This is a genomic window from Burkholderia sp. Bp9099 (assembly GCF_003857805.1).
Classification (GTDB): domain Bacteria; phylum Pseudomonadota; class Gammaproteobacteria; order Burkholderiales; family Burkholderiaceae; genus Burkholderia.
Genome location: NZ_QTPU01000009.1, coordinates 152,243 through 166,303, shown reverse-complemented (window position 1 = coordinate 166,303; position 14,061 = coordinate 152,243). Strand labels below are relative to the sequence as shown.

The window sequence follows — 14,061 nt, the reverse complement described above, 5'->3', positions numbered from 1 at the left end:
TCAGGCGGCGGCCTGCACGGTCGCGACGGCCGGCGCGCGTTCGGCCTGGCGGCGCTGCCAGCGGCGCACGTGCGGCAGGTCGTCGTCGAGCCAGTACGCGTCGTCGTCGGTGATCACCAGCAGCTCCTCGAATTTCGCGCCGACGCCGGCGAAGCCGAGATGCGGCTCCACGGCCCACAGGCCCGGCACGGGCGCATGCTCGGAGCGGCGGTCGATCGACCACAGCGGCGACCAGCCCTGCTGCTTCGCCGCGCGGCCCTGGTCGAGCAGCAGGTTGCGCGTCGCGTTCAGCCCGAAGCGCGCGACGAAGCGCGGCTTCGACAGCTTGTGGATCTTCGCGACGCGATGCGCGAGCACCTTGAACGGATAGGCCTTGTGGCGCGGCTCGACGCCCTGGCGACGGCACAGCGCGTCGACCGCCTGCGCGACCTCGGCCATCGGGCGGCGCGCCTTCACGAGCTGCACGATCAGGTCGCGATGGTCCATCAGGTCGTCCTGCAGCTGTTCGAGGATCGGGTTGTGGCCGAGGCAGTGCGCGTAGCCGACGTCCGCGACGATCCCGTCGAGCACGGGCGCGACGTCGAGGATCACCGGCATGTCGGTTTCGAGCTGGCGGTTGCTCGGGAAGAACGCGAGGTTGAAGCCGCCCATGTGCTTCAGGCCCGAGAAGCCCTGGAACGCGGTGCGGTCGCCGAACCACGCGAACGGCTTGTGCAGCCAGTCGTGCACGCCGTTGTCCTGCAGCCATTCGGTCAGCAGGCGCGCGGCTTCCTTCTCGGTGATGCCGGGGTAGAGCATCGCGCCGACGGTCTCGACGCAGCGGTACGCAAGCTGCTGGACCGCGCGGAATTGCGGCAGCTCGTCGAGGTGGACTTCCGGCAGCGGATGGTGGGCGGTCATGATGCGTCTCCATGTGTCGGCCCGGGTTCGCGCGTCGGCGCGACGCGGGTCCGGTGCAAGGCTGGGGCGCTGAACCGGAATGCATCCGCCGGTGATCCGGCGGCGGGTTATTCAGTCAGCATTTAATGTGTCATTGATCGATGTAAAGATCATAGCGGGTTCGACGTGGCGCGGAGGTGAGGATTTCTCCTAATGAAGGCCGAAATGGAGGGGAAGCTCTAGGTTTGCGGCGGTCGGGGCGGATGGCCGTCGCTGCGCACGCATCCCGAGCGGGGCAGCCGGCCGGGGAGCGCCACGCGAGGCCGCGGCGCGGGCCTGGCATGTCGCGCTGGATCAACTCCCTGTCGTGTCGCGGCGCGACGCTGTCAAATTGCCGAAATAATTTCGTCACATCATTCGCCCCCGATTCGAAGCCTTCGCGGCTTCGCGGGGCCGGTGTGCCGCGCGTCGCGCGGGGGCAGCGACCGAAGCCGATTCGACCTTCCTGTGGAGACAGACCATGCAACGCCGCAAGTTCATGAACACCCTGGCCGCGGCGACCGCTGCGACGCCGCTGATGCTCAAGGCCGGCATGGCCGGCGCGAAGAGCGCGACCGCGCCGGACGCGCTGGACCCGGGCCGCTGGTCGCCGTTCAACGCCGCGCGCCTGCAGGCGGTGCTCGACCAGCACGGCGTCGCGAGCGCGCGCTACGACGGGAAGCGCCGCCCGTATGCGGTGTTCGACTGGGACAACACGTGCATCATGAACGACTGCGAAGAAGCGTTGCTGATGTACCAGATCAACCATCTGCAGTACAAGCTGACGCCGGACGAGTTCGTCGGCGTGATGTGGAAGGACGTGCCGAAGGGCGCGTTCATGAAGGACTATACGACCGTCGACGGCAAGCCGGTGACGATGGAGGATCTCGCCGCCGACGTCGAGTCCGACTACCGCTGGCTCTACGCGAACTACAAGGGTTTCGGCGGCGACAAGAGCCTCGACGAGATTCGCGAGACCGACCAGTTCAAGGATTTTCGCGCGAAGCTGTACTTCATGTACGACGCGATCTGCGATACGCATCCGCTCGAAGTCGGCTACAAGTGGATCATCTATTTCTACAAGAACATGACGACCGCCGAGCTGCAGGCGATGGCGGAAGCGTCGAACAACTACGGGATCGGCGACGCGCTGCGCAAGGTCCGCTACGAAAGCCCGAAAGCGCTGCCGGGCAAGGCCGGCGTGGTGGCCGACACGCATTTCCACGGCATCCGCATTCACGAGGAAATCCGCGCGGTGATGCATACGCTGCGTGCGAACGGCATCGACGTGTACGTGAGCACCGCGTCGCTCGACGATGTCGTGCGCGTATTCGCCGGCAATCCGAACTATGGTTACGGCGTGCCGCCCGAGAACGTGATCGGCCTGCGTCTCGACATGCAGGACGGCAAGTACACGAGCACCTATCCGGCCGGCTGGCATTTCAACTGGGGGCCCGGCAAGACGGTGGGCATCCGCAACGTCCTCGCGTCGAAGAAGGGTTACGGCCCGCTGCTGGTGTTCGGCGACAGCGACGGCGACGCATGGATGCTGCGCGACTTCAAGGACACCGCGGCTGGCGTGATCGTGAACCGGATGAAGAAGGGCGAGATCGGCGCGGACAGCAAGCTCGCGGCGGAGCAGATCGGCAAGCCGGACGCGCGCTTCCTGCTGCAGGGGCGCGACGAGCACACGGGGCTGATGATCCCGGACGAGAAGTCGATCAAGTACGGCAAGACCGACCGCAAGCTGCTGGCCTGACGCGGGCCGGGCGCGGGTCGGGCAACGGGCAACCGGCAACCGGCAACCGGCAACCGGCAACCGGCAACCGGCAACCGGCAACCGGCAACCGGCAACCGGCTACCGGCTACCGGCCGCCGCGGCCCCGCGCCCGAGCGTTGGCGTCGGCATCGGCATCGGCATCGGCCGCGGCGTCGTGCATGCCGGCGCCCGCGCGTCTCACGACTCGCGCGGCGGCCTCAATCGCTCCAGCAACGCCCCCAGCAGATCCACCGGCAGCGGAAACACGATCGTCGAATTCTTGTCCGCCGCGATCGTCGTCAGTGTCTGCAGGTAGCGCAGCTGCATCGCCTGCGGCTGAAGTGCGAGCCGCTGCGCGGCCTGCAGCAGCTTTTCCGACGCCTGCAGTTCGCCTTCCGCATGGATCACCTTCGCGCGCCGCTCGCGTTCGGCCTCGGCCTGCCGCGCGATCGCGCGGATCATCGTCTCGTTCAGGTCGACGTGCTTGATCTCGACCGTCGACACCTTGATGCCCCACGCATCGGTCTGCGCGTCGAGCGTCTTCTGGATGTCGGCATTCAACTGCTCGCGTTCGGCGAGCAACGCGTCGAGCTCGTGCTTGCCGAGCACCGCGCGCAGCGTCGTCTGCGCGAGCTGGCTCGTCGCCTCGAAGAAGCGCGCGACCTGGATCACGGCCTTCTCCGGATCGACGACGCGGAAATACACGACCGCATTGACCTTCACCGACACGTTGTCGCGCGTGATCACGTCCTGCGCGGGCACGTCGAACACGACGGTGCGCAGGTCGATCCGCACGACCTGCTGGACGATCGGGATGATCAGCACGAGCCCCGGCCCCTTCACCTTCCAGAACCGGCCGAGCATGAAGACGACGCCGCGCTCGTACTCGCGGAAGATGCGGATCGACGATGCGACGAGCACCACGATGAAGACGATCAGGACGCTGCTGAAGCCAAACGTGTAGCCCATCATGACGGTGCTCCCTGGTGTTGTTGTTCGTGTACCGGCACGTCGTAGAGCGGCGCGACGGTGAGCGTCAGCCCGTGGCGGCCGGTCACGCGCACGCGGCAACCGGCGGCCAGCGGCGTGCTGCTCGCGACGCGCCAGCGCTCGCCGTGCACGCGCGCCCAGCCCGCCGCCGACGGTGCGGCGCCGGCCGCGCCCTGCGGCTGGTCGGCGTGCAGGCCGTCGTCGAGCACTTCGCCGATGCTGCCGACCATCGCCTCGGCGCCCGTCACCACCGGCCGCCGCCGCGCGCGCAGCGCGACGCTCGATACGACGGCGACGAGCAGCCCGCCACCGGCCGCGAGGCCCACGATCACCGGCCACGGAATGCCGTAGCCGGGCACGTCGGTATCGATCAGCATCAGCGCGCCGATCGTGAAGGCGACGATCCCGCCGAAACCGAGCACGCCGAAGGTCGGCAGGAACGCCTCGGCGACGAGGCAGCCGAGCCCGAGCAGCACGAGCCCGAGGCCCGCATAGCTGACCGGCAGCAACTGCATCGCGAACAGCCCGATCAGCAGGCAGATGGTGCCGGCGACGCCCGGCAGCACGAAGCCGGGATTCGCGAACTCGAAGAACAGCCCGTAGATGCCGATCGTCAGCAGGATCAGCGCGACGTTCGGATCGGTGATGATCGACAGGAAGCGGCTGCGCCAGTCGGGCGCCAGCACGACGAGCGGCGCATGCGCGGTCGCGAGGTGCAGCGTGCCGGCGGTCGTCGTCACGGTGCGGCCGTCGAGCTGGCGCGCGAGGTCGGCCGGGTCCTGCGCGACCAGGTCGACGACATGCTGCGCGCGCGCCTCCGTTGCCGACAGGCTCAACGCCTCGCGCACCGCGCGCTCGGCCCACGCGGCATTGCGTCCGCGCAACTGCGCGAGGCCGCGGATGTACGCGGCGGCATCCTGGGTCGCCTTGCGGATCTCGGTCGACTGCGTGTCGTTCGGCAACTCGGCCGGTGTCGCGGATGCGCCGGACGCGCCCGATGCGCCGACCGGCGACGGCTTCGTCGCACCTGGCGCCCCAGGCGCTCCCGGCGCTCCCGGCGCGCCGCCGCCGATGCCGAACTGCACCGGCGATGCCGCGCCGAGATTGGTGCCGGGCGCCATCGCGGCAATGTGGCTCGCGTAGACGATATAGGTACCGGCGCTCGCGGCCCGTGCGCCACCCGGCGCGACGAACGCGGCGACCGGCACCGGCGAGCCGAGGATCGCCTTGATGATCAGCCGCATCGACGTGTCGAGCCCGCCGGGCGTATCGAGTTGCAGGATCGCGAGCGGCGCGTGCTCGCGCGCCGCGCGGTCGAGCGAGCGGACGATGAAGTCGGCGCTGGCCGGCCCGATCGCGCCGTTGACCGGAATCACGACGACAGGCGGCGCGGCGACGGGCTGGGTAGCGGGGGGCGGCGCGGCAACCGCCGCGCACACGACGAGCAGCGCCGCGAACAGCGCGGCGCGCGCGACCCGCGCGGACAGCGGGTGACGGGGGCGGGCGCCGGGCGATGCAGGTGCCGGCGGCGGCCCATGACGGTGAATGTGCATCGGGGCGTCCGGGCGGCGCGCGGCCGCACGCCGTCCGGCTCGCGGAAAGGGCGTTGGCCCGATATTTGAAGATTAGGCGGTTTCGGCGGAAAGCGCGAAGGCGGTGCCGCCGGCCGCGCACTCAGCCAGTGCCGCCGCCCCGCGCGAGCGCTTCTTCCCGGTACTCGGCCGGGCTGCGCCCGCTCCATTTGCGAAACGCGCGGTAGAACGCGCTCGGTTCCGCGAAACCGGCGGCGGCCGCGACGTCGGCGATGGTTCGCGCCGGATCGGCCAGCGCCTCGAACGCGAGGTCGCGCCGCAGCGTGTCCTTGATCGACTGGTACGCGTGGCCTTCCTGGTGCAGCTTGCGGCGCAGCGTCGCTTCGGCCACATGCAGCCGCGCGGCCATCCCGCCGGCGCCGGGCCACGCGGCGGGCGGCATCCCGCGCAGCACCGTGCGCACGCGCTGCGCGAGCGCGTTCGGGTTGCGGTACTTGACGATGAAGCTGGCCGGCGCGTTGCGCAGGAAGGTCTTCAGCGTCTTCGCGTTCTGCACGACCGGCAGCGTCGCGAATTCGGGATCGAAATCGACATACGAATCGGGCTGGTTGAAGCGCATGTCGTCGCACAGCATCGACGGGTATTCGTGGTCGGCCGGCGGCGTGTCGCAGCGGAAGCTCGCGTGCAGCACCGGGATGCGTCGCCCGATCAGCCAGCAGGTGAGCCCGTACACGATGATGAAATAGGTCGCGTACGTAAACATCGCGGGCGCCGCGGCGCTGTTGCGGTGCACGAAGCGCAGCCGCACGCGCTGCGGGTTCGCGTCGAGCTCCGCGTGCAGGTCGTCGAGCACGCAGTGCATGAAATTCACCGCGCGCGCCATCGCGTGCAGCCCGTCCTGCGCGGATAGCGCGGCCTGGCTCATCGCAATGAAGCTGCCGCTGCGCATCGGGTGGCGATCCTGCCCGAAAAACTCGTCGTCGAGCGCGCGCGCAATCGCGTTCCACAGCGCGCCGTATTGCTGCGCCGACACCCGCGCGCGCGGCTGCGCGAGCAGCGCGGGCGCGATGCCGGCCTGCGCGAGCAGCGGCTCGGCCGCGACGCCGCGCCGGGTGGCGAGCGCGACGCTATAGGCGACGAGGCTGATCGCGACGGTTCCCTTCTCTTCCTGCTTCATCGAAGCCGCCGGTATGGCAAAAACGCTCAGTGTAAATGAGCGGCGTGAGCATCGAACAGTCGCGCGCGCTTGCCTACACTTGTTGCATCGAAACGAAAGGTCGGTCGCGGTACGCGGCCGCGGGAGACAGCAGCGCCATGGACGAGCTTTACACCGAAGACCAGCGGATGATCCGCGACGCCGCGCGCGCTTTTGCCACCGAGGTGCTGGCGCCGAACGCCGCGCAGTGGGACCACGACGCGCACCTGCCCGACGCCGTCGTCGCGCGGCTCGGCGAACTTGGCCTGCTCGGGATGATCGTGCCGCAGGAACTGGGCGGCGCGTATACGGATTACGTCGCCTATGCGCTGGCGATGGAAGAGATCGCGGCGGGCGACGCCGCTTGCGCGACGATGATGAGCGTGCACAACTCGGTCGGCTGCGGGCCGATCCTCGGCTTCGGCACGCCCGCGCAGAAGGATCGCTGGCTGGCCGAGATGGCGGCGGGCCGCATCATCGGCGCGTTCTGCCTGACCGAGCCGCAGGCCGGCTCGGAGGCGCACAACCTGCGCACGCGGGCGGAGCTGCGCGACGGCAAGTGGGTGCTGAACGGCGCGAAGCAGTTCGTGACCAACGGCCAGCGCGCCGGCGTAGCGATCGTTTTTGCCATGACCGATCCGGAAGCCGGCAAGCGCGGCATTTCCGCGTTCCTGGTGCCGACCGACACGCCGGGTTTCATCGTCGGCAAGCCGGAGAAGAAGATGGGCATCCGCGCATCCGATACGTGCCCGATCACGTTCGAGAACTGCGCGATTCCGGAAGAGAACCTGCTCGGCAATCGCGGCGAAGGGCTGAAGATCGCGCTGTCGAACCTGGAAGGCGGCCGCATCGGCATCGCCGCGCAGGCGCTCGGCATCGCGCGCGCCGCATTCGACAAGGCGCGCCGCTATGCGGGCGAGCGCGTGCAGTTCGGCAAGCCGCTCGCCGAGCACCAGGCGATCCAGCAGAAGCTCGCCGACATGGCCACCCAGATCAATGCGGCGCGCCTGCTCGTGCATCACGCGGCGAAGCTGCGCACGGCCGGTCTGCCGTGCCTGTCGGAAGCATCGCAGGCGAAGCTGTTCGCGTCCGAGATGGCCGAGCGCGTGTGCTCGGACGCGATCCAGATCCACGGCGGCTACGGCTACCTCGTCGATTACGAAGTCGAGCGTCACTATCGCGACGCGCGCATCACGCAGATTTACGAAGGCACCAGCGAAGTGCAGCGGATGGTGATCGCGCGACAGCTTTGAGTCGCGACGCGCGCTCCATCGACAACCACGCAAACAACCAGACATACAGGCAGGCAAACAGGCAGGGCACGAGGGCAGCGCGGCAAACGCGGCACGCAACGACGTGACCGTGCGCCGCGCGATACGGAACCGGGCATGCGCTGCAGCGCTTGCCCGGTTGACCGCTGGGCATGGAGACTAGAGACGGAGACGACACGATGACGGTACAGGCATTCCTGGACGCACGCGACTTTCTGCTGCGCCATCGCACCGACTACGAAACCGCTTACCGCGATTTCGAATGGCCGGTGCTCGATGCGTTCAACTGGGCGCTCGACTACTTCGACCCGATGGCGCGCGGCAACGACAAGCCCGCGCTGTGGATCGTCGACGCGGCAACCGGCACGGGTGACCCGTATTCGTTCGCGCAGATGTCCGAGCGCTCGTCGCGGATCGCGAACTGGCTGCGCGGCATCGGCGTCGTGCGCGGCGACCGGATCCTGCTGATGCTGCCGAACCGTGTCGAGCTGTGGGACGCGATGCTCGCCGCGATGAAGCTCGGCGCGATCGTGCTGCCCGCGACCACGCAGCTGTCGGCCGACGACGTGCGCGATCGCGTGCAGATCGGCGGCGCGAAATACGCGATCGTCGACGAGAACGAAACCGCGAAGTTCGAACAGGCCGATCTCGGCCTCGAGCAGAAAATCGTCGCCGGCGCGCCGCGCGCGGGCTGGCTCGCGATGAACGACGGCTATGCGGCGAGCGCCGCGTTCGAGCCGGACGCCGTCACGCACGCGAGCGATCCGATGCTGCTGTACTTCACGTCGGGCACGACGTCGAAGCCGAAGCTCGTCGAGCATACGCATCGCACCTATCCGGTCGGGCACCTGTCGACGATGTACTGGGTCGGCCTGCAGCCGGGCGACATCCACTGGAACATCAGCTCGCCGGGCTGGGCGAAGCATGCATGGAGCTGCTTCTTCGCGCCGTGGAATGCGCAGGCGTGCGTGTTCGCGTTCAACTACGCGCGCTTCGAGCCGAAGGTCGTGCTCGATGCGCTCGTCAAATACCAGGTGACCACGCTGTGCGCGCCGCCGACCGTGTGGCGCATGCTCGTGCAGCAGCCGCTCGCGTCGTTCGACGTGAAGCTGCGCGAGATCGTCGGCGCGGGCGAGCCGCTCAATCCCGAGATCATCGAGCGCGTGAAGAAGGCGTGGGGCATCACGATTCGCGACGGCTACGGCCAGACCGAGACGACCTGCCTGATCGGCAACACGCCGGGCCAGCCGGTCGTCGCGGGCTCGATGGGGCGGCCGCTGCCCGGCTACCGGATCGCGCTGCTCGACCCGGACGGCGCGCCGGTGACCGAAGGCGAGGTCGCGCTGCCGATCGGCGCCGGCGTGACGCGCCCGGTCGGCCTGATGACCGGCTATGCGAACAATCCCGACGCGACTGCCCACGCGATGCGCGACGGCCATTACCGCACGTCGGACATCGCGATGCGCGGCGACGACGGCTACTACGTGTACATCGGCCGCGCGGACGACGTGTTCAAGTCGTCCGACTACCGGCTGAGCCCGTTCGAACTGGAAAGCGTGCTGATCGAGCATCCGGCGATCGCGGAAGCGGCCGTCGTGCCGAGCCCGGACCCGCTGCGGCTGTCGGTGCCGAAGACTTTCATCACGCTGCGCCAGGGCTACGAGGAAAGCCCCGCGCTCGCGCTGGAGATCTTCCGCTTCTCGCGCGAGAAGCTCGCGCCGTACAAGCGCATTCGCCGCCTGCAGTTCGCTGAGCTGCCGAAGACCATCTCGGGGAAGATCCGCCGCGTCGAGCTGCGCCGCCGCGAGATCGAGCGCGGCGACGATGCGACCACGCGGATGCCCGGCGAATACTGGGAAGAAGATTTCGCCGCCGAACTGAAATGACCGGCCGCGGGCCGCGCGCGCCGCGTTTTGCCGTGCGTCGCCCGTCACCGGACTGAACCGAACCGGCCGCGCGTGGCATCACGCCATGCGGCCCACTGCAAGGAGAGTGCACTGATGAACGCGAATCCGACGCCCCGCACGGGGCAAGACGTGCCGACGGTCAAGCTGCTGATCGACGGCGCCTTCGTCGAGTCCACCACGAGCGAGTGGCGCGACATCGTCAACCCGGCGACGCAGCAGGTCCTCGCGCGCGTGCCGTTCGCGACCGTCGCCGAAGTCGACGCGGCCGTGCAGGCCGCGCACGCCGCGTTTGCGACGTGGAAGAACACGCCGATCGCCGCGCGCATGCGCATCATGCTGAAGTTCCAGGATCTGGTGCGCGCGAACCTGCAGCGCATCGCGAAGACGCTGACGGCCGAGCAGGGCAAGACGCTGCCCGATGCCGAAGGCGACATCTTCCGCGGCCTCGAAGTGGTCGAGCATGCGTGCTCGATCGGCACGCTGCAGCTCGGCGAATTCGCGGAGAACGTCGCGGGCGGCGTCGACACCTACACGCTGCGCCAGCCGCTCGGCGTGTGCGCGGGCATCACGCCGTTCAACTTCCCCGCGATGATTCCGCTGTGGATGTTCCCGATGGCGATCGTATGCGGCAACACGTTCGTGCTGAAGCCGTCCGAGCAAGACCCGATGTCGACGATGCAGCTCGTCGAACTCGCGATCGAGGCCGGCGTGCCGAAGGGCGTGCTGAACGTCGTGCACGGCGGCAAGGAAGTCGTCGACGCGATCTGCACGCATCCGCTCGTGAAGGCGATCTCGTTCGTCGGCTCGACGGCGGTCGGCACGCACGTGTACAACCTCGGCAGCCAGCACGGCAAGCGTGTGCAGTCGATGATGGGCGCGAAGAACCACGCGGTGGTGCTGCCCGATGCGAATCGCGAGCAGACCCTCAACGCGCTGGTCGGCGCGGGCTTCGGCGCGGCCGGGCAGCGCTGCATGGCGACGTCGGTCGCGGTGCTGGTCGGCGAGGCGCGCGACTGGCTGCCCGATCTCGTCGCGAAGGCGAAGCTGCTGAAGGTGAACGCGGGCGCGGAAGCCGGCACCGACGTCGGTCCGGTCGTGTCGCGCGGAGCGAAGGCGCGCATCCTGTCGCTGATCGAAGCGGGCGTGAAGGAAGGCGCGAAGCTCGAGCTCGACGGCCGCGACGTGAAGGTGGCCGGTTACGAGGAGGGCAATTTCGTCGGCCCGACGATCTTCTCCGGCGTAAAGACCGACATGTCGATCTACACGCACGAGATCTTCGGTCCGGTGCTGGTCGTGCTCGAAGCCAACACGCTCGACGAAGCGATCGCGCTCGTCAACGCGAACCCGATGGGCAACGGCGTGGGCATCTTCACGCAGAGCGGCGCGGCGGCACGCAAGTTCCAGAGCGAGATCGACGTCGGCCAGGTCGGCATCAACATCCCGATCCCGGTGCCGGTGCCGTTCTTCAGCTTCACCGGTTCGCGCGGTTCGAAGCTCGGCGATCTCGGCCCGTACGGCAAGCAGGTCGTGCAGTTCTACACGCAGACCAAGACGGTCACCGCGCGCTGGTTCGACGACGACACGACGGCCGGCCCGGTGAACACGACGATCCGGCTGCATTGAGCCGCGGAGGACACGAACATGAAGATCGGTTTTATCGGACTGGGCCACATGGGTGCGCCGATGGCGCTGAACCTGTTGAAGGCCGGCCATGAAGTGCATGCGTTCGACCTGAGCGCCGACGCATTGCGCGCGCTGCAGGACGCCGGCGCGCAGGTCGCCGCATCGCCGCGCGACGCGGCATCGGGCGCGGCCTTCGTGATCACGATGCTGCCGGCCGCGCCGCACGTGCGCTCGGTGCTCGCCGGCGAGAACGGCGTGCTGGCCGGCCTCGGCGCCGGCGCGACCGTGATCGATTCGAGCACGATCGACCCGGCGAGCGCGCAGGCGTTCGGCGCGCTCGTGCGCGAGCACGGCGGCGCGTTCGTCGACGCACCGGTGTCGGGCGGCACCGGCGGCGCGGCGGCCGGCACCTTGACCTTCATGGTCGGCGGCAGCGATGCGGATTTCGAGCGCGTGAAGCCGGTGCTCGCCGGGATGGGCAAGAACATCGTCCACTGCGGGCCGACGGGGATGGGGCAGGTCGCGAAGGTCTGCAACAACCTCGTGCTCGGCATCTCGATGGCGGCCGTGTCGGAAGCGATGTCGCTCGGCGTCGCGCTCGGCATCGACCCGAAGGTGCTGGCCGGCATCGTCAACACGTCGACGGGCCGCTGCTGGAGCTCGGACACCTACAACCCGTATCCGGGCGTGATCGACACCGCGCCGTCGTCGCGCGGCTACAGCGGCGGCTTCGGCACCGACCTGATGCTGAAGGATCTCGGCCTCGCGAACGACGCCGCGAAGCAGGCGCGCCAGCCCGTCTATCTCGGTGCGCTCGCGCAGCAGCTGTACCAGACGATGAGCAGCCGCGGCGATGGGCAGCTCGATTTCTCGGCGGTGATCCGCCTGTACCAACCGGCCACCAAGAAGGACGCCTCATGATCGAACTGGACTACGTCGACGACGGCGCGATCGCGTGCGCGACGCTCAAGCGTCCGCCCGCGAACGCCTTCACCGCCGACGGGCTGCAGCAGCTGCAGGCCACCGTCGCCGAATTGAATGCGAACCCGCGCGTGCGCGCGCTGGTGATCACCGGAGACGGCCCGAAGTTCTTCAGCGCGGGCGCGGACCTGAATACGTTCGCCGACGGCGACCGCGCGGTCGCGCGCGCGATGGCCGCGCGTTTCGGCGCGGCATTCGAGGCGCTGCACGACGCGCGCGTCGTGACGATCGCGGCGATCAACGGCTATGCGATGGGCGGCGGCCTCGAATGCGCGCTCGCGTGCGACCTGCGGATCGCCGAGACGCACGCGCAGATGGCGCTGCCCGAGCCGTCGGTCGGCCTGCTGCCGTGCGGGCTCGGCACACAGACGCTGCCCTGGCTCGTCGGTGAAGGCTGGGCGAAGAAGATCATCCTGGCCGGCACGCGCGTCGACGCGGCGACGGCCCTCAGGATCGGCCTCGTCGAGGACGTGGTCGAAAGCGGCGCGGCCCGCGATGCGGCGCTGGCGCTCGCGCGCAACGTCGCACGGCAGAGCCCGCATGCGGTCGCCTACAGCAAGGAGCTGATCGGCCTCGCGCGCCGCGGCGTGCCGCGTAGCGCGGCGCTCGCGGTCGAGCGCGAGCGCTTCGTCGACCTGTTCGACACGAACGATCCGCGCGAAGGCGTGGCCGCGTTTCTCGGCAAGCGCGCGCCGCAATGGCACACCGACGGGGAGTCGCAACGATGAGCACGCCGGTGACGACTCATGACAGCTTCGCGCAACCCGCGCCGGAGGTGCTGTTTCGCGTGGTGAACCGCGTGGCGCTCATTACGCTGAACCGGCCGGCCGCACTCAATGCGTTGTCCTATTCGATGATCGGCGAGCTGGCCGCGCTTCTCGAGCGTTGCCGCACCGACGACCAGATCGTCGCGGTCGTGCTGCGCGGCGCGGGCGAGAAGGGCTTCTGCGCGGGCGGCGACGTGCGCGCGCTGCACCGGATGGTCGCGCAGCGCGAGACCTGGCTGCCGTTCTTCGTCGACGAATACCGGCTCGACTACGCGATCCACACGTTCCCGAAGCCGGTGGTCGCGCTGATGGACGGCGTGACGATGGGCGGCGGAATGGGGCTCGCGCAAGGCGCGGCGCTGCGCGTCGCGACCGAGCGCAGCAAGATCGCGATGCCCGAGACGCGCATCGGCCTCGTGCCCGACGTCGGCGCGACGCATTTCCTGTCGCGCATGCCGGTCGAGCTCGAGCTGTACGTGGGGCTGACGGGCGCGATGCTGTCGGGTGCCGACGCGCTGAGCGCGAAGCTCGCGGATCTGTGCGTGCCGTCGGCGTGGCTCGATACGTTCGAGACGCGCATCGACAGCATCAAATGGGACGGCGACGTGCTGCCGGCGCTGCGCAAGGTGTTCGAGCCGCCGTGCAACGTCGTGCCGCATGCGGCGCTCGATACGCAGACGGCGTGGATCGTCCGGCACTTCGACAAGCGCTCGACCGTCGAGCGGATCGTCGCGACGCTCACGCAGGAGCTCGCGCGCGACGAGCTGTCGCGCGAGCATCGTCAATGGCTGCAGGCGACGCTCGATGCACTCGCCGGCCATTCGCCGACGATGCTGTGCGTGACGCGCGAAGCGCTGCTGCGCGGCCGCCAGATGACGCTCGCCGAATCGTTCCGGATGGAGCTCGGCATCGTCGCGCGCGCGATCGAGGAGGGCGACTTCTGCGAAGGCGTGCGCGCGCATCTCGTCGACAAGGATCGCAAGCCGCGCTGGGCGCCGGCGTCGCTCGTCGAGCTGCGCGCCGAGCGCGTGCGGCATTTCCTGACGTCGCCGTGGAAGCTGTTCGCCCATCCGCTCGCCGATCTCGGCGCGGCGTGAGCGCCGCGTGACGGCCCGGCG

The 14,061-nt window shown here is 69.0% G+C and carries 11 protein-coding genes; 7 read left to right on the top strand and 4 right to left on the bottom strand.

Annotated elements, in window-relative coordinates:
- Positions 1-900 carry a M24 family metallopeptidase gene (locus DIE17_RS12460; protein WP_044846879.1) on the bottom strand — a complete coding sequence of 300 codons (900 nt, stop codon included), beginning with the start codon at positions 898-900 and terminating at the stop codon, positions 1-3.
- Positions 901-1,399: 499 nt separating this feature from the next.
- On the opposite strand from DIE17_RS12460, the gene DIE17_RS12455 reads away from it, so the two are divergent.
- Complete coding sequence (locus DIE17_RS12455; RefSeq protein WP_044846880.1) at positions 1,400-2,677, top strand: haloacid dehalogenase-like hydrolase; 1,278 nt, start codon at positions 1,400-1,402, stop codon at positions 2,675-2,677.
- A 198-nt stretch (positions 2,678-2,875) separates the two neighbouring features.
- On the opposite strand, the gene DIE17_RS12450 is transcribed toward DIE17_RS12455, so the two are convergent.
- The 3 genes from DIE17_RS12450 to DIE17_RS12440 all read right to left on the bottom strand — a co-directional run bounded on the left by DIE17_RS12450 (position 2,876) and on the right by DIE17_RS12440 (position 6,376).
- Positions 2,876-3,649 carry a slipin family protein gene (locus DIE17_RS12450; RefSeq protein ID WP_124523279.1) on the bottom strand — a complete coding sequence of 258 codons (774 nt, stop codon included), beginning with the start codon at positions 3,647-3,649 and terminating at the stop codon, positions 2,876-2,878.
- Positions 3,646-5,220 carry a nodulation protein NfeD gene (locus DIE17_RS12445; RefSeq protein ID WP_124920897.1) on the bottom strand — a complete coding sequence of 525 codons (1,575 nt, stop codon included), beginning with the start codon at positions 5,218-5,220 and terminating at the stop codon, positions 3,646-3,648. The genes DIE17_RS12450 and DIE17_RS12445 overlap by 4 nt, the downstream gene beginning before the upstream one ends.
- Before the next feature lie 121 nt (positions 5,221-5,341).
- Positions 5,342-6,376, bottom strand: coding sequence for an AraC family transcriptional regulator (locus DIE17_RS12440; RefSeq protein WP_124523275.1), 1,035 nt, complete (start codon positions 6,374-6,376; stop codon positions 5,342-5,344).
- A 137-nt stretch (positions 6,377-6,513) separates the two neighbouring features.
- Between DIE17_RS12440 and DIE17_RS12435 the strand changes: the two genes are divergently transcribed.
- The 6 genes from DIE17_RS12435 (at position 6,514) to DIE17_RS12410 (ending at position 14,040) form a co-directional block, all read left to right on the top strand.
- Positions 6,514-7,647, top strand: a complete 1,134-nt coding sequence (locus DIE17_RS12435) for an acyl-CoA dehydrogenase family protein (RefSeq protein WP_124920896.1) — start codon at positions 6,514-6,516, stop codon at positions 7,645-7,647.
- Between the two features lie 197 nt (positions 7,648-7,844).
- The gene (locus tag DIE17_RS12430; protein ID WP_124920895.1) at positions 7,845-9,551 is read left to right on the top strand and encodes an AMP-binding protein; all 1,707 of its coding nucleotides are present in this window, start codon (positions 7,845-7,847) and stop codon (positions 9,549-9,551) included.
- Positions 9,552-9,665: 114 nt separating this feature from the next.
- Entirely contained in the window at positions 9,666-11,195 is a 1,530-nt protein-coding gene (locus tag DIE17_RS12425) for a CoA-acylating methylmalonate-semialdehyde dehydrogenase (protein WP_124523271.1), read from the top strand.
- A gap of 18 nt (positions 11,196-11,213) precedes the next feature.
- Entirely contained in the window at positions 11,214-12,116 is a 903-nt protein-coding gene (gene mmsB, locus DIE17_RS12420) for a 3-hydroxyisobutyrate dehydrogenase (RefSeq protein WP_044846886.1), read from the top strand.
- Positions 12,113-12,904, top strand: a complete 792-nt coding sequence (locus tag DIE17_RS12415; RefSeq protein WP_124523269.1) for an enoyl-CoA hydratase — start codon at positions 12,113-12,115, stop codon at positions 12,902-12,904. The genes mmsB and DIE17_RS12415 overlap by 4 nt, the downstream gene beginning before the upstream one ends.
- Positions 12,901-14,040, top strand: a complete 1,140-nt coding sequence (locus DIE17_RS12410; protein ID WP_124523267.1) for an enoyl-CoA hydratase/isomerase family protein — start codon at positions 12,901-12,903, stop codon at positions 14,038-14,040. Before DIE17_RS12415 ends, DIE17_RS12410 begins: the two co-directional genes overlap by 4 nt.
- Positions 14,041-14,061: the final 21 nt, after the last annotated feature.

Bases quoted from the DNA above. Each gene is read 5' to 3' on its own strand.
- DIE17_RS12460 (WP_044846879.1), bottom strand. From the start codon at position 900: ATGACCGCCCACCATCCGCTGCCGGAAGTCCACCTCGACGAGCTGCCG.
- DIE17_RS12455 (WP_044846880.1), top strand. From the start codon at position 1,400: ATGCAACGCCGCAAGTTCATGAACACCCTGGCCGCGGCGACCGCTGCG.
- DIE17_RS12450 (WP_124523279.1), bottom strand. From the start codon at position 3,649: ATGATGGGCTACACGTTTGGCTTCAGCAGCGTCCTGATCGTCTTCATC.
- DIE17_RS12445 (WP_124920897.1), bottom strand. From the start codon at position 5,220: ATGCACATTCACCGTCATGGGCCGCCGCCGGCACCTGCATCGCCCGGC.
- DIE17_RS12440 (WP_124523275.1), bottom strand. From the start codon at position 6,376: ATGAAGCAGGAAGAGAAGGGAACCGTCGCGATCAGCCTCGTCGCCTAT.
- DIE17_RS12435 (WP_124920896.1), top strand. From the start codon at position 6,514: ATGGACGAGCTTTACACCGAAGACCAGCGGATGATCCGCGACGCCGCG.
- DIE17_RS12430 (WP_124920895.1), top strand. From the start codon at position 7,845: ATGACGGTACAGGCATTCCTGGACGCACGCGACTTTCTGCTGCGCCAT.
- DIE17_RS12425 (WP_124523271.1), top strand. From the start codon at position 9,666: ATGAACGCGAATCCGACGCCCCGCACGGGGCAAGACGTGCCGACGGTC.
- mmsB (WP_044846886.1), top strand. From the start codon at position 11,214: ATGAAGATCGGTTTTATCGGACTGGGCCACATGGGTGCGCCGATGGCG.
- DIE17_RS12415 (WP_124523269.1), top strand. From the start codon at position 12,113: ATGATCGAACTGGACTACGTCGACGACGGCGCGATCGCGTGCGCGACG.
- DIE17_RS12410 (WP_124523267.1), top strand. From the start codon at position 12,901: ATGAGCACGCCGGTGACGACTCATGACAGCTTCGCGCAACCCGCGCCG.